Below are 21586 nucleotides of genomic sequence, written 5' to 3'. Positions count from 1 at the left end.
GCGAATAAGAATGACTATCATTCTTTAGGGCAAACGGGACGGTTCCGTCTAGATAATTATGCGGGTCCCGGTCTGAATCGTGAGGGGGCTGGCATATGCTCCCCTCAGGGTTGTCATGTCGGCCTATCCGCCGCCCCATCCCAAGGCCCCATTCCCCAGCGATTTCCACAGGGGCGGGGAGATGATTCGATAAAGTGAGAATGAATATCGTTTGCGGCCCTAACTTTCTATAATATGAACGGGACCGTTCCGTCTAGTTAATGTGTCGCGAAAAATTACCCTGGCTGAAGGTGCATCACGGACTGCTCCAGTCGGGCAGGGGGGGCAGGGGGCAAGCGCTGGACTCCATGCCCCTTCCCCTTAATCCGCCGCCCGTGGCCCCTTTCGATCCGGGATGCCCCAGGGTCAAAGAGTTTCGGGCGGAGGCCGCATAACAACTAGACGTGACCGTCCCGTTTGTATTATAGGGGAATTAATAACGCGAACGATACGCATTTGCATACATGTCCCGCGCCCTGGCGCCGGGAGGTAACCCGGGGGTCTTTCGATCATGGGAACAGGGCTCACGTATTCCGAACCACAGGCGGACGGACTTCGCGATGGCCGGGTGGCTATTCCGCATCGGCGCGTCCGCCGCCGTCTTTCAACAGATCGTGCCGGCCGGCACCTGGGCGTGATCGCCGCCTTCAAGGGCGAGGCGACGCGTTTGCGGGGCGGCAGGGCGGAGATGACTGCGTGAACGCTCGATTCGATCTGACGACGCCGAAGTACCGGCTGCGGGCCCGCGGTGTCGCGCACAGGGTGACACCCGCCCGATGGGAGGGCGCCTGCGTGGCCGATGCCGTCGACGCGGCGCTGGCGGCGGCCGTCAAGGCGGGGCGGGGCGGGGCCAAGCCCATCGTCATCGGCCTGGTGCCTTTCGATAGCGCGACGCCGGGCGTGTTCTACGTTCCCGCCGGCGTGGACTGGGGCAAGGCCGATTCCGTCCCGTCGCCCGAGGGCGACCGGCCGGCGGAACCGGTGGAGGTCAGGGGTGGCGATTCACCCGCCTACCGGGCATCCGTCGCGGAGGCCCTTCGGCGTATCCAGGCGGGGACCTTGGACAAGGTGGTGCTGGCCCGCAGCGTGACCGTCGAGGCGGCTTCGCCCTTTGATGATGACCGCGTGTACGCGCGCCTCTGCGCCCAGAACCGCAACGCCTATGTCTACCGCATGGATCTGCCCGTCGATCCCGGGCACGCCGGTTCCGCGGTCGTGCTGGGCGCCAGCCCGGAACTGGTGCTGGGCAGTGACCGCCGCATGATCCGCAGCCTGCCCCTGGCCGGTTCCTCACCCCGGGCGGCCAATGAATTCGCGGATCGGGAAGCGGCGCGCGCCCTGCTGGGCTCCCGCAAGGATCTGGCGGAGCATATGCACGTCGTGCAGGCGGTGGGCGAGACCTTCCGCCGCTACGCCGACCATGTCGAGGTGCCGCGTGAGCCGCAGCTGGTGCAAACGCCGGTGATCTGGCACCTGGGCACGCCCATCACCGGGGTCCTGCGCCCCGGCGTGTCGCCCATCGAGTTGATGTACGCGCTGCACCCCACCCCCGCCGTCGGCGGCTGGCCGCAAGAGATCGCCCGCCAGACCATCGCCGACCTGGAGACCGCCGACCGGGGGTTCTACGCCGGCCTTATCGGCTGGATGGACGCCGAGGGCAATGGCGAGTGGGTGCTGGTCCTGCGGGGCGGCGTCGTGACCGGGAACGTGGCCACGGTGTTTGCGGGCGCCGGCATCGTCGCCAATTCCGACCCTGAGAAGGAACATGTCGAGACGGCCACCAAGCTGCGCACCTTCATCAGCGCGCTGGGATGACGGCGCCCAAATCCTTGAGTTTGCAGCCTAGCAGGTTTCGCGGGCGCCCGGGTCAGGACGCGCCGCGATGGGAGAAGACCATGACGGAACAGGTGATCATCCACGACGCCGCGGTGCCGGCGGAAATATCCGTGGGCAACCCCCGGCGATGGCTGGCGCTGGGTGTCCTGTGCCTCGGCGTGCTGATGATCATGCTGGACTCCAACATCGTCAATGTCGCGCTGCCGTCCATTGAGACGGACCTGGCGTTTCCGCTGACGTCGATCGCCTGGATCGTGAATGCCTATTTCCTGTTTTTTGGCGGCTTCCTGCTGCTCGGCGGGCGTCTGGGCGATTTGTATGGGCACCGGAAGCTTTTCATCATCGGCATCGGAGTCTTCACGCTGGGGTCGTTCGCCTGCGGCGTCGCGGGGACGCCCCTTTTCCTGATCGCCGCGCGCGCGGCGCAAGGGTTCGGTGGGGCGGTCGTCACCGCCGTGGCGCTGTCCCTGATCATGGGCCTGTTCACTGAGGCGAAGGAACGGGCCGTGGCGATGGGCGTCTACGGCTTCGTCTGCGCCAGTGGCAGCGGCATCGGCGCGATGGTGGGCGGGCTGTTGACCGGCGGCCTCGGCTGGCGCTGGATTTTCCTGATCAACCTGCCGATCGGGCTGGCGGTGATCCTACTGTCCTTCCGCCTGCTGTCGCGTGATCATCAGCGGCCGGCGTCCGGCGGCCTGGACATTTTCGGCGCCCTGACCGGGACGGCGGCGCTGATGCTTGCCGTCTACGCCATTGTGAACGGCAACGCCTGGGGCTGGGCCTCAACCCCCATCGTCGGGTGCGCCGTTCTGGCGGCCATCCTGTTCGGTGTGTTCCTGGTGGCGGAATCGCGGGCCAAGTCGCCGCTGATGCCCCTGGGTCTATTCCGCAATCGCAATGTCTCCGCCGGCAATGTGATCGTGATGCTTTGGGCGGCGGCGCTGTTCACCTGGTTCTTCCTGTCGTCGCTCTATCTGCAATTCGTCCAGGGGTATGGGCCGGTCGATGTGGGATTGGCGTTCCTGCCGACCAACCTGACGATGGCCCTGTTGTCCCTGGGGCTGTCGGGTTGGACGGTCAACAAGGTCGGCATCCGGTGGTCCCTGGTTTCTGGCCTGGCGCTGGCCGCCTGTGGCCTGTTCCTTTTGTCGCGCCTGCCGGTGGCGGCAAGCTTCACCACCGACATCCTGCCCGGCATGCTGCTGTTCGGCGTCGGCGCCGGGTTCGCCGTCAACCCCATGCTGCTGGCCGCGATCAATGGGGTCGCGGAGAATGAGACGGGCCTGGCGTCCGGGGTGGTCAACACCTCCTTCGCGATGGGGGGCGCGTTTTGGCTCGCGGTTCTGTCGAGCTACGCGGCCCACCAGACGAAGTCCCTGGAGATCGCCGGGCTGGAGCCGCGCGTCGCCCTCAACGGCGGCTACCAGGTGGCGTTTCTCGCCGCCGCCGCGTGCTGCGCCCTGGCGGCAGCCGTTGGCGCCCTGGCGTTGAGGCCAGGCCGCGCGCCGGGGTGAGGGGGCTCATGCCTTACTCGGCCACCCCGCGCAGCGTCGTGATGGTGTCCCCCTTTGCCCAATGGGTCAGGCACAGATCGGCCAGGCTTTCGGCGACGGGATCGGCCAGCACGGAGAAATGATTGCCGGGCAGGGTGTGTACGGCCAAGGGGCCGTCGCTGTAGCCCGTCCAACCCAGATCATCCCCCTGCAAGGTTCCCGGCAACTGCGCGCGGTCCGGCCGGGCCAGCGTGTCCGCCGCCCGCAGCAGCAGCAGCGGCACAGGCGTGAAGCCCGCCGGGGCGTATTCCATGGCCGCGTTGGCCCGCATCAGGCGGATCATGCCACGCAGATGACCGCCGGCCACGTCGGGCAGGCGATGGGCGCGCAGCAGGTCGCGGGCCTCATTGAGCGCCGTGTCGATATCCTTGCCCGCGAAATGGCTGGGTCCCAGCGTCAGCGGATGGCCGGCGGCGGCGGCCAATTCCTCCAGCACGGCGGCCAGCCATTGGCCGTCATCCATGTCGCGGGCCCCGGTCAGCAAGGCCGGGCCAGGGGCGTAGCCATCAATGACGGTCAGCAGTTCCACCGCCTGTCCGGCGGCGATCAGCTGCTGGGCGGCGGCGAAGGCCACCTTGGCGCCGAAGGAATGCCCGCCCAGGCGATAGGGGCCGATGGGCTGGGCCTCACGCATGGCGGCCACGGCCCGCGCCGCCATGCTGTCCACGTCCGCGTCGGGCGGCGTGACGCCGTCCAGGCCGGCCGGCTGCAGGGCATAAACCGGCCCATCCTGGCGTCGGGCCAGGTGTCGCGCCAGGGCCGCGAAGGACAGCACGGTTCCGCCCACGCCGGGGAACCAGAAGCTGGGCGTGCCGGTGCCGCCCTCGGCCAATGGGACCAGGGGCGACCAGTCCTCATCCGATGCCTGGTCCCCGTCACGCACCAGTGTCGCCAAGGCGGCGATGGTGGGGTGGCGGAACAGGGTGGCGATGGGCAGCGTCAGGCCGAACGCCCGCTCCACCGCCGCCATCGCCTCCACCGCTTTCAGCGATGTGCCGCCGGCATCGAAGAAACTGGTGGCCGTGCCGATGCGGGCGATGCCCAGGATGGCTTGCCACTGTCCGCACAGCGTCTCTTCCACCGCGTCCACGGGGGGGCGGTAGCCGTCGTCGGTGAAACTGCCGCGTGGATCGGGCAACCGGGCAAGGTCGATCTTGCCGCTGGGGGTCAGCGGCAGATCATCCACCAAAACGATGAAACCCGGCACCATGTAGCCGGGTAGTGTCCCGGCCAGGTCGGCGCGCAGCCGGGCGGCCAAATCGTCGGCCGTGGGACCGGCGGTGGGGACCACATACGCCACCAGGTCGGTGGGCGCCTGCCGGGGATACCCGACCACGGCGGCCTGGGTCACGGCCGGGTTTTGGCGCAACCGCGCTTCCACCTCGCCCGGCTCCACGCGGAAGCCGCGGACCTTCAGCTGTTCGTCCAGCCGGCCCAGGAACTCCAGCGCCGCTGGCCCGCCATCGGGGTCGGCCCGCCAGGTGACCCGGTCACCGGTGGCGTACAGCCGCTCACCCGTGCCCGCATCGATGATGAAACGCTGGGCGGTCAGGTCCGGTTGGTTCCAGTAGCCCTGTGCCAGGCCCACGCCGCCAATGTGCAGTTCCCCTGCCACGCCGGCCGGGACGGTGTTGCCCTGGGGGTCGCGCACCCGCACGGTCCAGCCCGCCAGCGGCCGGCCGATCAGCGGTTTGGCATTTGCGGCATCGCAGGGGGCCAGCGTGGCGCAGACTGTCGTCTCCGTCGGGCCGTAGGCGTTGATGAAGGTGCGTCCCGCTCCCCACAGCGCCACCAGGTCGGGGGGCAGGGCCGCACCCGCCGCCACCAGCACGCGCAGCGCCGGCAGCGGCCGGTGGGGCAGGGCGGCCAGGGCGGCGGGCGTGATGGTCAGGTGGGTGATGCCCTGGTCGTCCAGCAATTGCGCCAGGCCGGGGCCGGGCAGCAGGGCGTCGGCGGGGGCCAGTACCAGTTCGGCACCCGCACCCAGGGCCAGGACGAATTCCCAGACGGAGGCGTCGAAGCCGGCGCTGGCCATTTGCAGCACGCGATCACCCGGCCGGACGCCCAGCAGGCGGCGTTGCTCCAGCGCCAGTGCCAGCAGGCCGCCATGGGTCAGCAAGGTGCCTTTGGGCCGGCCGGTGGAACCGGAGGTGTGGATGATATAGGCCACGTCGGCGGGCTCGGGGGCCCTGTCGAAGGGCACTGCCGCCGGGCCGGACAGGATGGCGTCCATCGCCCCGGCCGTCAGGGTCGGGGGATGGCCCAGATCCTCCAGGATGCCCTGGCGGCGGGCTTCCGGTGCCGCCGGATCCAGGGGCGCATAGGCCAGGCCGGCCTTCAGGGCGCCCAGGAAGGCGATGACCAGCGCCGGCCCGCGCGGCAGGTCCACGCACACCGGCGATCCGCCGGCTAGGCCCAGCCCGCCCAGATGATGGGCGACGCGGTCGGCATCGGCGATCAGGCGGTCATAATGGACGGTCTGGTCGCCGAAGCGCAGCGCCACCGCCTGCGGCTGCCGCCTGGCCAGACTGTCGACCAGGGCCACCAGCGTGGCCGGGGCCTCATCCGGCGGGGGCAGGGGTGTGATGCCGGCCGGCGCTGGCGCCGGGGTGCGGCCCCAGACGTCCAGGATCATCGTCGCCTCTTCCGCCGCCAGCAGGGGCAGGTGCGACAGGGCGGTCCGCGGTGCCGCGACGGCGCCGGCCAGCAGGGCGCGGTAATGCAGGGCCAGTTGTTCCGCGGTTTCGCGGTCGAACAGCGCGGTCGCGTATTCCACGCTCAGCGCCAGGTCGTCACCCGCCTCCGCGCCGGTCTCGGTGATGGAAAACAGCAGGTCGAACTGGCTGGCGTGCTTGTTGGCTTCGGTGAATTCCGCCACCAGGCTGGTGGCCGGCAGTTGGGCCGGCGGCAGGTTGTGCAGCACGAAGCCGATCTGGGCCAAGGGATGCTGGTTCCGTCGCCGTTGCGGCGCCAACGCCTCCACCACCTGGGCGAAGGGCAGGTCCTGGTTGGCGTAGGCCTCCAGCGCCGTGCGCCGGACCGCGTCAGCCAGGGCCTCGAACGTCATGTCCGCCTGGGGCCGGGCGCGCAGGACCAGCAGGTTGACGAAGAAGCCGATGATGTCTTCCTGCCAATGCTGGGTGCGGTTGGCCACGCTGACCGCCACCGCCTGGTCGTCCAGGCTGGTGTAGCGGAACAGCAGGCCGTGGAACCCCGCCAACAGCACCATGAAGGGCGTCAGCCCCCGCGCCTGGGCGTAGCCGCGCACCTGGCGCGTCAGGTCGGCGCCCAGGGACAGGCTGACGACCTTGGCGTCGAAGCCGCGTTCCTCCGACAGGGGGCGGTCGCCCAGCAGGCCATGGCGTTCCGGCAGGCCCTTCAACTGGTGGCGCCAATAGTCCAATTGCCGAGCCAACGCGTCCGCACCCAATTCCTGGCGCTGCCAGCGGACGAAGTCGGCGTACTGCGCCGGGGGGGCGGCCAGGGGCGACGGCCGGCCCTCGGCGAAGGCCGCGTACAGGGCGACCAATTCCCGCATGAACACCGACAGGGACCAGCCGTCGGTGACGATGTGGTGCATCGCCACCAGCAGCACGTGTTGGTCCGCCGCCACCTCCAGCAGATGGACTCGGGACGTGGGGCCGGCCTCCAGGTCGAAGGGGGCCGCCGCCGCCGCATCCAGGAAGGCGGCCTGGGCGGCCGCGCGCTCGTGTGCCGGCAGATGGACCAGCGAGGTCAGGGGCAGGTCCAGCGGCGTGGGCGGCGTCACCTCCTGCGCCGGCATGCCGTTATGGCGGGGGAAACGGGTGCGCAACGCCTCATGCCGATGGAAGATCGCCTCCAGCGCGCGGGCCAGGGCCTGCCGGTCCAGGGCGCCGGTCAGGCGCAGGGCCAGGGGCACGTTGTAGGCGGCCGACCGTGGGTCCAGTTGATGGGCGACCCACAGCTGTTGTTGCATCCACGACAGCGGCAACGGGCCGTCCGCCGGCCGGTCGCGGACCGGGGCGACGTCCGTGTTGGATGCCTGTCCCATTGCCTCTTCCACCGCCTGCGCCAGGGCGCGGGCGGTGGGCATGCGGAACAGGGTGCGCATGGGCAGCGACACGCCGAAGCGGTGGCGGATCTGGGCCAGGATCTGGGTGGCCAGCAGGGAATGGCCGCCCAGGTCGAAGAAATTGTCCTCCGGCCGGATGCGCTCATGGCCCAGCAGCTTGCGCCAGATGGCGATGATGCCGCCCTCGACGCCGCCGTCCTCGGCCGCGTCCTCGGGCAGCAGGACCACGACGGGCGCCGCCTCACGTGGGGCCAGGTTGACCCATTGGCGCAGGCGGGGTTCCAGGTCGCCCGGGGTCACCAGCGTCTGGGCGCTGGTGCCGTGGCGCAGCGCCCGCAGGAAGGCGCCCAAGCCCTCGGCCGCCGACATCTCCAGCGCGCGCAAATCCTGGCCGGGGCCGCGCCCGTCATTGTGTGCGACGTTCCAGCTGTCCCAATTCAGGCTGAGCCAGCGGCCGGGCGCCTCCCGCTCCGCGATTTGCGCGGCCGTGTCCAAGGCGGCGTTGGCGGCGGCGTAGGCGGCGAGGCCCAGCCCGCCCAGCACGGCGGCCACGGACGACGTGAGCACGCAGAAATCCACGTCCTGATCGCGCAACAGCCGGGTCAGGATGGCGACACCGTCCGCTTTGGCGGCGAACTGCTCCGCCGCCTGTGCCGGATCGTATTCGTCCAGCGGCTGGTGCATGCGCTGGCCGACGGCGCCGGCCGCGTGGATGACGCCGTTGATGCCCCCCCATTCGGCCTCCACCGCCGCGAACACGGCGGCCATGGCGTCGGCATCGCCGGCATCGGCGGCGAACAGGCGAACCTGGGCGCCGGCGGCTTCCAGCGCCCGCACCCGCTCCACCACCGCCGGGACGGGGTTGGCCGCATTTCGGCCCAGCAGGACCAGGCGCGCTTGATGGATGCTGGCCAAATGGCCGGCGATTTCCAGTCCCACGCCGCCCAGGCCGCCGGTGATGAGGTAGACGCCGCCCGGCCGCAAGGTCCGCAGGACGGGATCGGTGTCCGCCAGGCGCTGCGGCTCATAGGCCGGCAGCCAGCGGTGGGCGCCGCGCAGGGCCACGCGCGGGGCGCGGTGCGGGGCCGCCAGCTCAGCCGCCAGCCGCTGGGGCAGGCCCGCTGCCGGGGCGCCGGCCACATCGATCAACTGGGTGCGCTGGCTGGGATATTCCTGAGGGATGACCATGGCGGGGCCCGCCGCCAGCGCCTGCTCCGGGTCCAGGTTCTCCGTCCCCGTCACGTCGGACAGGCCGGTTGCCAGGATGGTCAGGTCGTGGATGCCGCTGCCCAGCGCCTGGCCCAGCAGACACAGGCTGGTGAAGCCCAACTGGCGGGTGTCGCCAGGGATCAGGGACCAGGCGTGGATGACGGTACGGGGCACTTCAGCGATATCGGCCAGCAGGCGGGCATAGTCCGCCGCCATGTCGGGCCGCAGGGTGGCGACCCCGGCTGCCGGGGTGGCGTAACGCTCGCCGGGATGCACGCACAGGACGGCGCAGCCTTGGGCTTGCAGGTGATCGGCCAGGCGACCGCCGTCGTCGCCTTCGCCCACGAACAGCAACGCACGGTCCGGCAACGCCCCGGCAGCCAGCGGGGCCGCACGTCGCCAGGTGGGCACCAGGAACCAGTCGGCGGGATCGGCCTTGCGGGCCGGGCGCGCGGGAAGGCTGCGGGGGGCCGCCGCCGCGTCCGGCGGGTCGATCCAGCAGCGCCGGCGCTGGAAAGGATATGTCGGCAGGGGCACCCGTCGCCGCTCCTCCTCACCGGCGTAGGCCTGCCAGTCGACGGTCACGCCGGACTGCCACAGCCGGCCCAGCGACCGGGCGATCAGATCGTCCTCCTGCTCGCCCTCGGCCGCCTGCTGCGGATGGGGCAGGGACGGCACCACCGGGCGGGCGGGGTCGAAGGTGGTGTGGGCCTTGGCGAAGGTGCCCAGGGCAGTACCGGGGCCGATCTCCACTAGCGCGGTGTCGCCATCCGCCAGCACCTGGCCGATGCCGTCGCCAAACCGCACGGCCTCCCGCAGGTGGCGGACCCAATAGTCGGCCCGCGCCGTCGTCGCCGCGTCCACCGGCCCGCCCGTCATGCCGGAATAATAGGGGATGGTGGGGGCATGATAGCTGACGCCCCCTGCCACCTCGGCGAAGGCCGGCAGGATGGGGTCCATGGTGCAGGAATGGGCGCCGCGCGACACCTGCAGCCGGCGGCTGTCCACGCCCATGTCGGCCAGCCGCGCCTGCAGTTCCACCAGCGCGTCCTCATGGCCCGACACCACGCCCATGTCGGCGGCGTTGACCACGGCCAGCGACAGGCGGTTGTTCAGCCCGGTGCTGTTCAGCAGGGCGCGGATCTCGCTTTCACTGTTGCGCAGGGCCAGCATGCCGCCGGCCGGCGTCTGGTCCATCAGCCGGCCGCGCGCCGCCACCAGGGCCAGGGCGTCCTCCTCCGACAGGATGCCGGCCAGGCAGGCGGCGGCGTATTCGCCGCTGCTGTGGCCGATCACCGCCTCGGGCCGCACCCCCCACGACTGCCACAGCCGGGCCAGCGCCATCTGCACGACGAACATCAGCGGCTGGCTGACGTCCATGCGGTGCAATTGCGCCTCCGCCCAGGCCTCGCGGCCGGGGGTGGGATGCAGCACGGCCAGGGCGTCCAGGCCGGTGCGGGCGTTCAATACGGCGGCGCGTTCATCCAGGGCCTGGCGGAACACGGGCTCCGTTTCATACAGGCCGCGCGTCATGCCGGCCGACTGGCCGCCGTGGCCGGTGAACATGAAGGTGACGCCCCGGCTGGGTTTGGCCACTGCCGCCGCGGGTGCCGGCGCCAGCGATTGGCGCAGGTCCGCCAGGGTATGGCCCACGGCGAAGGTGCGGGTGGCGAAGGTGCGGCGGCCGGTGCGCAGGGTATGGGCCACGTCCGCCGGGTCGACATCCGCCGTTTCCAGGTGTCGGGCCAGGGACGTGGTCAGCGCCGTCAGCGCCTCGGGCGTCTTGGCCGACAGGGGCAGCAGGTGCCAACGGCGCCGCGCCGGGACAGTGGCGCTGGCGGCAAAGCGGTTTTCCGCCACCACGACATGGGCATTGGTGCCGCCGATGCCGAAGGAACTGACGGCGGCCACGCGGCCGTCTGGTGCTGCGGGCCAGTCGACCAGGTCACCGTTGACGTAAAAGGGGCTGTCGGCCAGGGCCAGCGCCGGGTTGGGCGTCTGGAAATGCAGGGTCGGCGGGATCTGGCCGTGCATCAGGCTGAGGGTCGCCTTGATCAGGCCGGCCACGCCGGCGGCGGCCCCGGTGTGACCCATGTTGCTTTTGACCGAGCCCACGGCGCAGCCGCCGATGCGGTCGCCGCCCGCGCGGTAGGCGCGTGTCAGGGCGGCGATCTCAATGGGATCGCCCAGGGGGGTGGCGGTGCCGTGGGCCTCCACCAGTCCGACCTCGTCGGGGTGGACGCCGGCCACGGCCATGGCCTCGGCGATGACGCGGGCCTGGCCCTCCGGGCTGGGGGCGGTATAGCCCACCTTCTGCGCGCCGTCGTTGTTGACGGCGCTGCCCTTGATGATGCCCAGGATGGGGCTGCCCTGGGCCAGGGCCTGGGCCAGCGGCTGCAACAGCACCACGCCGGCGCCCGCACCGTTCAGCGTGCCGGCGGCCTGGGCATCGAAGGGGCGGCAATGGCCGTCCGGCGCCAGGATCATGCCTTCCTGGTACAGATACCCCTGGTCCTGCGGCGTGGACAGGGCGACGCCGCCGGCCAGCGCCAGGTCGCATTCGCCGTTGATCAGGCTCTGGCAGGCCAGGTGGACGGCGACCAGCGAGGTGGAGCACGCGGTCTGCACGGTGGCGCTGGGGCCGGTCAGGTTCAGTTTGTAGGAGGCCAGGGTGGCCAGATAGTCCTTGTCGTTGGCCAGCATGATCTGGAAGCTGCCGAAGGTCTCCAGCACCTCGGCATTACCGGCCAGATTGTTCAGGAAATAGGTGTTCACCCCGGCCCCGGCGAAGACGCCGATGTCCCGGCTGCCGCCCTCACCCGCCTGGCCCCCCGCCTCCAGCGCTTCCCACACGCATTCCAGGAACAGGCGGTTTTGCGGGTCCAGCAGGGCGGCCTCTTGCGGGGAATAGCCGAACAGGTCGGCGTCGAAATCCTCGATGCCGGCCACCACCGCGCCGCGTTTCACATAGGCCGGGTCGGCCAGCAGGTCGGCCGGCACGCCCCGGGCCAGCAACTCTTCATCACTGAAGCTGGCGATGGCCTCCCGCCCGTCGCGCAGCATGCGCCAGAATTCCTGGACGTCACGGACGCCGGGGAAGCGGCAGGCCATGGCGACGATGGCGATTTCCGTCGGTTGCGGGGCGGCGGTCATGACGGGATCTCTTCCAGGGCGATAAGGGGGGCGGCGCGGCGCTGGGCCGTGCGGCGTTCATTCAAATCCTGGCGCAAGGCGCCTTGCGCCTCACGCTGGGCGGCGCGGTGGCGCAGGGCGTCGGCCTGCGCCCCATCGATCAGGCGGGCCAACGCCTGCACGGTCGGGTGCTCGAACAGGCTGACCATGGTGACATGGCGGGCGGCGGGGAAGCGCCGGCGCACCTCCGCCAGCACGCGCAGCAATAGGAAAGAATAGCCGCCCAAATCGAAGAAATTGTCGTGCAGCCCCACCTGCGGTACCTGCAGCACCGACCGCCAGATGCCGGCCACCGCCTGTTCCGTCACGCTGCGCGGCGGGGTGGCCACGGTGGCAGGGGCGGTACCCGCCTGGTCGGGGGCGGGCAGGGCCTTGCGGTCGACCTTGCCGGTGCGGGTCTGCGGCAGGGCCGGCAGCGGCACCCACAGGGTGGGAACCATATAGTCGGGCAACTGCGCCGCCAGGCCATCGCGCACCACGCGGGTGTCACCGGCGGCGGCATCGGCCGGGACGTAATAGGCGACCAGCCGCTTCTCGCCACTGCCATCGGTCCAGGCGACCACGGCGGCGTCGCGCACCCGGCCCTGGGCGATCAGCGCGCGCTCCACCTCTTCCGGCTCGATGCGGTAGCCCCGGATTTTGACTTGGGCGTCGATGCGGCCCAGGAAGTCCAGTTCCGGCACCGCGCCGTCCCAGCGGACGCAGGCCAGGTCACCCGTGGCATACATCATTCCGGGTCCGTAAGGATTGTGCCGGAAGCTTTTCTCTGTCAGATCGGGCCGGCCCAGGTACCCCCGGCTGACCGCCGTCCCGGCGATCCACAGCTGCCCCGGCACCCCCACCGGCAAGGGGTGACCGTCCTCATCCAGGATGTACACCGCACTATTGGCGACCGGCCGGCCGATGCGCGGCAGTTCCGGCCAGCCGTCGGGATCGGCCGGCAGGACCAAAGCGGTGGCGACATGGGTCTCGGTGGGCCCGTACTGGTTGACCAGGCGACAGTCCGGCAGGTCGCGGAACAGGGCGCGCAGCGTTGGCGTGACCTTCAGCCGTTCGCCCGCCGTGATCAGCTCCACCAGGCCTTGGGGGCGGCGGGCGGCCAGGGGCCAGGCCTCGGCCAACTGCTGCAGGGCGGTGAAGGGCAGGAAGATGCGCTGGATGCCCCACGCGGCGGCCTGGGCGATCATCGCCGGCACGTCGCGGCGCAAGCTCTCCGCCATCAGCACCAGGGTACCGGCCGACGCCCAGCAGGCGAACATCTCCTGGCAGGCCACGTCGAAGCCCAGGGTGGTGAATTGCAGGGTGCGCAAGCCGGACGCGAACGACGGCTCCGCCACCTGCCAGCGGATCAGGTTGACCAGCGCCCGGTGGGGCATCAGCACGCCCTTGGGCTGTCCCGTGGAGCCGGAGGTGTAGAGGACGTAGGCCAGATGTTCCGGCGTCAGGTCCACAGCCGGGCCGGTCTCCGTTTCCTCCCCCGTTACCGCCACGGCCTGCGCCCCATGGGGCAGGCCGCCATCCGGTGCGGTGCCCACCACCAGCGTCAGGCCGGCGTCGCCGATGATATAGTCCAGGCGGGCGGCAGGCAGGGCCGGGTCCAGCGGCACGTAGGCGCCGCCGGCCTTCAGGATGCCCAACATGGCGATGACCATGTCCAGCGACCGGTCCAGCCGGATGCCGACGGGCGTATCCGGCCGCACGCCCAGGGCCACCAGGCGATGGGCCAGGGCGTTGGCGCGGCGGTCCAACTGGGCATAGGTCAGCTCAACGCCGTCGAAGGTGACGGCCACCGTGTCCGGCCGCTGTGTCGCCGTCGCCTCGAACAACTGGTGCAGCCTGCCGTCACCACCGTTCGCCACCACCGGCCCCTGGCAGTCGGCCAGCAGGCGGGCGGTGTCCTCAGGCGCCGCCAGGGCCAGGTCGCGCAAGGGCAGGTCGGCGTCGGCCGCCACGGCGCGCAGCAGGGTCAGATACTGGTCCACCATGCGCTGGGCGCTGGCGGGGTCGAACAGGTCGGTGCTGTATTCCCAATGTCCATCCAGCCCGCCGTCCGCCGCCTCGATCAGGGTCAGCAGCAGGTCGAACTTGGCGGTGTGGGTGTCGATCTCCACCGGCAACAGGTCCAGCCCCGGCAGCGCCAAGGGGCTGCGGGGCGTGTTCTGCAGGTTGAACATGGCCTGGAACAGGGGGGAATGGGCCAGGCTGCGGGGTGGGTCCAGGGCATCGACCAGCTTTTCGAACGGCACGTCGGCGTTGGCGTAGGCGTCCAGCGCTATCTGCCGCACCTGGGCCAGGAAGTCGCCGAAGCGCGGGTTGCCGGCCAGGCGGCCGCGCAACACCAGGGTGTTGGTGAAAAAGCCCAGCAGGCCTTCCAATTCCCGGGCCGGTCGGTTGGCCACCGGCGTGCCGACCAGCACGTCGTCCTGGCGGGAATGGCGGTGCAGCAGCACCATGAACAGGGCCAGCAGGGTCATGAACGGGCTGGCCCCGGCCGCCTGGCCCACGCTTTCCAACCGTCGCGCCAGACCGGCCCCGACGCTGAAGCGCAGGGTGGCGCCCCGGAAGCTCTGGCGGTGAGGACGGGGCCGGTCGGTGCACAAATTCAGATGGGTCGGCGCCTCGGCCAGCTGTTCCGTCCAGTAATCCAGCTGGCGCTTGAACCCGGCGCTGGCCAGCCAGCGTTGCTGCCAGGCGGCATAATCGCCGTACTGCAAGGGCAGCGGCGGCAGGGCTTGGTCCAGCGCCTGCCCCGCCAGGGCCGCCGTATAGAGCGCGCCGATCTCCCGCACCAGCACGCCGGTGGACCAGCCGTCGGTGGCGATGTGGTGCCAGGTCAGGACACCCAGATGCCGGTCGGGCGCCAGGGTGATGATGCTGACGCGCAGGGGCGGTTCACGCGACAGGTCGATGGGCCGGGTGGTTTCCGCCAGCGCCAGGCCGGCCAGGTCGGTCGTCGCAGCCGCAATCTTGTGGATGAAGGGCATGGGCAGGGGCGGCAGGATGCGCTGGCGCGGTTCGCCGTCTTCCAGGACGAAGCAGGTGCGCAGGCTTTCGTGGCGGCGCACCAAGGTGTCCAACGCCGCTTGCAGGGCCGCCAGGTCCAGCCGGCCGGCCAGGATGAAGGCATCGACGGTGGTGTAGGCGCGCCCGCCTTCCAACCGGTCCAGGAACCACAGCGCCCGCTGGGCGTAGGATACCGGCATCAGGGTCGTGCCGTCGGGTGCCCGGTCGCGGGGCTGGGGCAGCAGGGCGGGGCGGTCGCTTGTCCCCTCCGCCTTCGGCCGCAACAGGGTGGCCAGGCCGGCGATGGTCGGCGCCTCGAACACGTGGCGGACGGACAGATCCATCCCCGGCCATTGGTCGCGGACGCGGGCCACGACCTGCACCGCCTTCAGGGAATGGCCGCCGCGTTCGAAGAAATTGTCGTGCACGCCGACGCCGTTGCCACCCAGCACGTCGGCCCAGATGGCGGCCAGGCGCTGTTCCGTTTCATTGCGCGGGGGCACGCGGTCGGCGGTGTGGTTGGCGTCGCGCAGGGCGGGTTCAGCCAGGGTGGCCAGCCGGCGGCGGTCCACCTTGCCGCTGGTGACCAGGGGCAGGGCGTCCAGCGCCAGGAAATGGGCCGGCACCATATAGTCGGGCAGGGTGCGGCGCAGGCCGGCGCGCAAGTCCGCCGTCTCGGCGGTGCCGACGATGAAGGCCACCAGGCGGTGCTCCGTGTCGCCCGGCCGCTTCAACCCGATGACGGCGCTTTCCCGCACACCGGTCAAGGCGTTCAGCGCCGCCTCCACCTCCGCCGTCTCGATGCGGTAGCCACGCACCTTCACCTGTTGGTCGGCGCGGCCCAGGAAGGCCAGGTTTCCGTCTGGGCCCAGGCGCACGCGGTCGCCGGTGCGGTATAAGGCGCCGCCGGCATACGGGTCAGGCAGGAAGGCCGCTTCGGTCAGGGCGGGCGCGTTCAGATAGCCGGTGGCAAGGCTCATCCCCGCCAGGTAGAGATCGCCCGCCAGGCCCGTTGCCACCGGGCGCATCCGTCCGTCCAGCACATAGGCCCGCATGTTATGCACCGGCCGGCCGATGGGCACGCTGGCCGGGCGCTGGCCGGCCGTCGGCCCGCATTCATGCCAGGTGGCGTCGATGCCGCTTTCCGTGGGGCCGTAGCAGTTCAGCAGACGCGCCGTGCCCAGTTGGGCCAGCAGGCGGTCCTGCAACTCCGTCGCCAGCACCTCGCCCCCCGAACAGACCAGGCGCAGGCTGGGACAGGCGGCCAGGATGCCCTCGTCCGCCATCACCTGCAGCAGGGCGGGTACCGCCTGGAACACCGTCACGCCGTGGGCCTGGATCAGGGCGCCCAGGGCGGCCGGGTCCTTCTCCGCCTCAGGCGGGGCGATGACCAGCCGACCGCCACAGGTCAGCGGTGCGAAGAACTCGATGACCGAGGCGTCGAAATCGAACGAGGTCATTTGCAGCAGGGTGTCGCCGGCGGTCAGACCGGTCACCTCCCGGAACCACAGTTGGTGGTTCACCGCCGCCCGGTGGGGTACAGCGACCCCCTTGGGCACCCCGGTGGAGCCGGAGGTGAACATGACATAGGCCGGCCGTTCGTCATCCACCGGCACGGCCGGATCCGTGTCCGGCTGGGCGGCGATGGCGGTCGCCTCGGCGTCCGGATCCAGCAGGACGGCGTCGGTGCCGGTGACGGGGAAGTCCGGGCCGGCCAGGATCAAGGTGGGGGCGGCCGTGCGCACGATGGCGGCCAGACGGTCCGCCGGATGGTTGGGGTTCAGGGGCACATAGCCACCGCCGGCCTTCAGGATGGCCAGCAGCAGCAGGGGCAGGTCCAGGGCGCGGCGGCGGTGCACACCGACCAGGCCGCCGGGCTTGAGGCCCCGGGCGATCAAATGGTGGGCCAGCCGGTTGGCGGCAGCTTGGACCTCCCCATGGGTCAGGATGGTGTCGCCGTGGACCAGAACCGGGGCATCCGGTTCGCCGGACGCCAGCCCGTGCAGGCCGACGTTGGCCGGCCGGGCGCGTGTGGCGCCGGCCAGACCCGGCACCCCCGTCCGCTCAGGCGCCGGCCGCAGATCGATGGCGCTCACCCCCTGCGCCGGATCGGCCAGCAGTTCCGTCATCAGGGTGGCGAACTGACGGGTCAGGCGCCCGGCGCTGATTGGGTGGAACAGGTCGGTGTTGTATTCCAGGCTGGCGGCCAGGCCGCTTTCCGTGGTGCGGATGCTGAGCGTCAGGTCGTACTTGGCGTAGGGGCTGTCCCAGGCCAGCGGGGTGGCGTTCACCCCATCCAGGCGCAGGGGGAAGGCGGCATCCTCCTCCACCGCCAGCATCACCTGGAACAGCGGCGTGGTGTCCAGACGCCGCTCGGGCTGCAGGGCCTCCACCAGGGTGGTGAAGGGGACGTCCTGGTGCTCGAACGCCTCCAGCACCGTGGTGCGTGCGCTCGCCAGCAGGGTGGTGAAGGGAACGCCGTCATTCACCGGCGTGCGCAGCACCAAATTGTCGGCGAAGAAACCCACCAGCGGTTCCACCGCCGCGTGGTGGCGGCCGGCGATGGGGGTGCCGACGCCGAAATCGACTTCACCGGTGACGCGGTGCAGGAAGGCGGTGAAGGCGGCATAGAACAGCACGAAGCGCGTGACGCCGTGCCCCCGGCATAGGGCATCCAGCGCCGCTGGGGCCACGTCCAGGGGCAGGGTCGCGGTCGCACCCCGGTTGCCCGGCACGGCGGGGCGGGGGAAGTCGGCCGGCAGTTCCAGGCTGGGCGGCAGGCCCGCCAGCTTGCCCCGCCAATAGTCCAGCGCGGCTGCCGGACGTGGCCCTTGCAGCCAGCCGCGATGCCAGTGGGCGTAATCCTGGTATTGCAGGGGCAGGGGGGCTAGGCGACCGCCGGCATAGACGACCTCCACTTCGCGCAGGAAGGCGGCCACGGACCAGCCGTCGCACACCAGATGGTGCATGACCATTTGCAGGATGTGCCGATCCGGCCCGGTGCGCAGCAGGGTGGCGCGCAGGGGGGGCCCGCATTCCAGGTCGAACGGCGCTTCCGCCCCCGCCGCCAGCAGGTCGGCCACCTCCGCCTCATCGGCGTCGCGCACGTCCAACCGGAAGCCGGTGGCGGCGATGTGCTGCACCGCCCGCCCATCCTGTTCCACGAACACCGCCGACAGCACGTCGTGACGCTGGGCCACCGCCTCAATGGCGCGGGCCAGGGCCGGCACGTCCAGCGGGCCGTCCAATTGGTACTGGCCCGGCACGTTATAGGCGCCGCCCAGCGGCAGCATCTTCTCCAGCACCCACAGCCGCTCCTGCGCATGCGACAGGGGCAGGCCGGTGCGGCCCAGATTGCGGGGGCCGGGCGCATCCTCGTCCGCTACCGCGTCGTCGCCGGCATCGATGGCGGCGGCCAAGGCGGCCAGGGTGGGGTGTTCGAACACCGTGCGCACAGGCAAGGCCTGCGGCCGGCCTGCGGCGGCCAGCGCGTCGCGGGCGCGGGTCACCATGCGGATGGCCGATAGGGAATTGCCGCCCTGCTCGAAGAAGTGCGCCGTGAGGGAATAGGGCCCACCGGCCAGCACATCGGCCCACACCTGGGCCAGCAGGACCTCAGTGGGGGTGGTGGGCGCCTTCCCCTCGGTCGCGGCGCCGACGGCCGCGACCTTGTAGCGGTCGCCGGCCAGGGCCTGGCGGTCGACCTTGCCGTTGGGCGTCACCGGCAATGTGGCCAGCGCCACTATCTGCGCCGGCACCAGATGGTCCGGCAGCAGGCGGGCCAGGGCGGTGCGCGGGTCGGCGACCTCCGCGCCATCACGGGCGACGTAATAGGCCACCAGCCGCGCCTGGCCGTCATCACGCCGCACCACCACGGCGCCGTCGACGATGCCGGGCAGGGCGCCCAAGGCAGCCTCCACCTCGCCCGGTTCCACACGGAATCCCCGGATTTTCACCTGGGCGTCCATACGGCCCAACAGGTCCACCACCAGGCCGTCGCCACCGGTGGGGTCGGGAACCCAGCGGGCCAGGTCGCCGGTGCGGTACAGGCGCTCGCTCCACCGTTGGCCGTCCAGGTCGAACGCCTGGGTGACGAACCGTTCCGCCGTCAGGTCGGGGCGGTTGTGGTAGCCCAGCGCCAGGCCGTTGCCCCCTGTCAGCAGTTCGCCCACCACGCCGGGCGGCACGGGGTTGCCGTGGGCATCGACGATGTAAACCGTGGTGCCGGATATGGCGCGGCCCACGGGGATCAGATCGACCACCTGCCCACGATCAAAGGTATGGCAGGTAGTGAAGGTGGTGTTCTCGGTAGGGCCGTAGCCGTTGATCAGCGTGGTGTCCGGCAACTTCGCCAGCACCTCCGCCACCGTGCGGCGGGGCAGGGCGTCACCGCCGACCAGCAGCTGGCGCACGCCGCGCAAATCATCCAGGCGGTTCTCGACCATCAGGGCGAACAGCCCGGCGGTCAGCCAGAGGGTGGTCACGCCGTCCTCACGGATGACGCGGCCCACGGCCAGCAAGTCGTCCTCCAGCGGCGGGGCGATCACCAGCGTGCCGCCGTTCAGCAGCGCCCCCCAGATTTCCAGGGTGGAGGCGTCGAACGACACCGGCGCCAGCATCAGCATCACCTGATCGGCATCCAGCCGGGCATAGTCGGCATCCTTCACCAGGCGAGTGATGCCCCGGTGCGGTGCCACCACGCCCTTGGGCTGGCCGGTGGAACCCGAGGTATACATGATGTAGGCGGGGGCATCGGCACCAATGCCGGGATCGGGCACTGGGCCTTCGTCGTCCGCCGGCGCATCCACGGCCAGGCGGGGCGCGTCCGTCCACGGCGCGTCGGTATCGGTCAGCAGCAGGCGGATGCCGGAATCCGCCGCCATCCAGGCCAGGCGTTCGGCCGGATAGCGGCGGTCCAGCGGCACATAGACCGCCCCACATTTCAGGATGGCCAGCACCCCGGTGATGAAGTCGGGCGACCGGTCCAGGGCGATGCCCACGGCGTCGCCCGTCCGGACACCAGCGCGGGCCAGGCGAGCCGCCAATTGGTCGGATCGCCGGTCCAGCGTGCGATAGTCGATGCGCTCCACCCCGTGAACCAGGGCGGTTGCCTCGGGCGTGGCGGCGGACTGGGCGCGGAACAGGGTGGCGATGGTCTCAAGGGCGGGCCGGGGCACCAGGGCGTTGCGGTTGCTGGCCTGGCGCACCCGCGCCTGATCGGCCTGTGTTAGCAGAGCCAAGCGCCCCACCGGCTGTTCGGGTGCGGCCAGCGCGTCGGCCAGCAGCAACTCAAAACGCTGGGCAATGGCGGCCACGGTGCCAGCATCGAACAGGTCGGTCTGATAGTCCCAGCACAACAATGGCCCGCCGGCCTCATCCGGCAGCACCGTCAGCATCAGCGGGTATTTGCCGGTGTCGGCCGCCAAGGGATGGGGGGTCAGCGTCGCGGCGCCGAAGGTCGGTTCCGCCATCTCGATGTTCTGCAGGGCGATCATGGCCTGGAACAGCGGCGGATGGCTGGCACCCCGGTCCGGTTGCAGGGCCGTGACCAACTGGCTGAAGGGCAGGTCCTGATGCTCGTAGGCCGTCAGCGCCACGTCGCGCACCCGGCCCAGCAGGGTGCTGAAAGGGGCGCTGCCGTCCACGTCCAGGCGCAGGGCCAGGGTGTTGACGAAATAGCCCGCGACCCCCTCGAAGTCCGCCCGCAGGCGGTTGGCGATGGGCGTGCCCACGACCACCGTGTCCTGGCCGCTGAGGCGGTGCAGCAGGGCGGCGTAGGCGGCGGTGATCGCCATGAAGGGCGTCACCCCCTCCCGCCGGCAAAAGGCTTCCAAAACCCCACTGAATGCGGTGTCCAGCCGACGCTCGATACGGCCGCCCCGGTGGCTGGCGCGCTTGGGGTACGGCCGGTCGGTGGGCAGGTTCAGGACGGGGGGCGCCCCGTCCAGCGCCTGGCGCCAATAGGCCATCAGCGCGTCGCCCCGTTCCGCCAGGCACTGTCGCTGCCAGCGGGTGTAGTCGCTGTACTGCGCCGGCGCGGGGGCCAGTGGCGATGGCTGGCCGGCCAGGAAGGCGGCGTACAGGGCCGACAGTTCCCGTACCAGCAGGGCGATGGACCAGCGGTCGGTGATGACATGGTGCTGGGCGAAGACCAGGATGCCGTCGTCGGCGCCTGTGCGCAGCCAGGTCAGGCGCAGCAGCGGAGCGGCGCCCAGGTCGAACGGCGCCCAGGCAGCGGCGTTCACCCGCGCGTCCAGCGCCGTGCCGTCCAGGCCGGTGGCATCCTCCACCGGGATGGTGACGGCGATGTCCGGCGCCACCACCTGGCGCAGGCCGTCATCCGCCATGTCCAGGTGCGTGCGCAGGCTGTCATGGCGTTGGCACAGCGCGTTCAGGGCCGCCGTCAGGGCGGCCAGATCCAGCGTGCCGGTCAGGCGCACGGCCCGCGCCTCGATATACAGATGCGGGCAGTCAGGCTCCAGCCGGTCCAGGGACCACAGCATTTCCTGGTTGGCGGAGGCCGGCAGGATTTGTGGCGCGGACAGGTGGGCGATCAGGTCGGCCTTGGCGGCCACCAGGTCGTCGCGTACGGCCCCCTGCAACACGCCCTTGGGCGCGGAGAAGCGCAGTTGCCCCGCCTCCACCCACAGGCGGACGTCCAGGTCCGCCAGCCGCCGCAGCAGGGATTGCACGTCCACCG

General features: G+C 70.8%; 4 protein-coding genes. 2 read left to right on the top strand and 2 right to left on the bottom strand.

Features of this window, described 5'->3' with window-relative positions:
• Positions 1-735 precede the first annotated feature (735 nt).
• Positions 736-1854 carry an isochorismate synthase gene (locus tag PW843_00265; protein MDE1145039.1) on the top strand — a complete coding sequence of 373 codons (1119 nt, stop codon included), beginning with the start codon at positions 736-738 and terminating at the stop codon, positions 1852-1854.
• Positions 1855-1934: 80 nt separating this feature from the next.
• Entirely contained in the window at positions 1935-3389 is a 1455-nt protein-coding gene (locus tag PW843_00260; protein MDE1145038.1) for a DHA2 family efflux MFS transporter permease subunit, read from the top strand.
• 13 nt (positions 3390-3402) lie between these two features.
• Here PW843_00260 and PW843_00255 read toward each other — a convergent pair whose 3' ends face one another.
• Complete coding sequence (locus PW843_00255; protein ID MDE1145037.1) at positions 3403-11844, bottom strand: amino acid adenylation domain-containing protein; 8442 nt, start codon at positions 11842-11844, stop codon at positions 3403-3405.
• Entirely contained in the window at positions 11841-21584 is a 9744-nt protein-coding gene (locus PW843_00250; protein ID MDE1145036.1) for an amino acid adenylation domain-containing protein, read from the bottom strand. The genes PW843_00255 and PW843_00250 overlap by 4 nt, the downstream gene beginning before the upstream one ends.
• Between the last annotated feature and the right edge of the window lie 2 nt (positions 21585-21586).

The sequence above is a fragment of the Azospirillaceae bacterium genome, from assembly GCA_028283825.1.
Taxonomy (GTDB): domain Bacteria; phylum Pseudomonadota; class Alphaproteobacteria; order Azospirillales; family Azospirillaceae; genus Nitrospirillum.
Note: the sequence above shows the minus strand (reverse complement) of the source record. Positions and strands in the feature narration are given on the sequence as shown.

Bases quoted from the DNA above. Each gene is read 5' to 3' on its own strand.
- PW843_00255 (MDE1145037.1), bottom strand. From the start codon at position 11,844: ATGACCGCCGCCCCGCAACCGACGGAAATCGCCATCGTCGCCATGGCC.
- PW843_00260 (MDE1145038.1), top strand. From the start codon at position 1,935: ATGACGGAACAGGTGATCATCCACGACGCCGCGGTGCCGGCGGAAATA.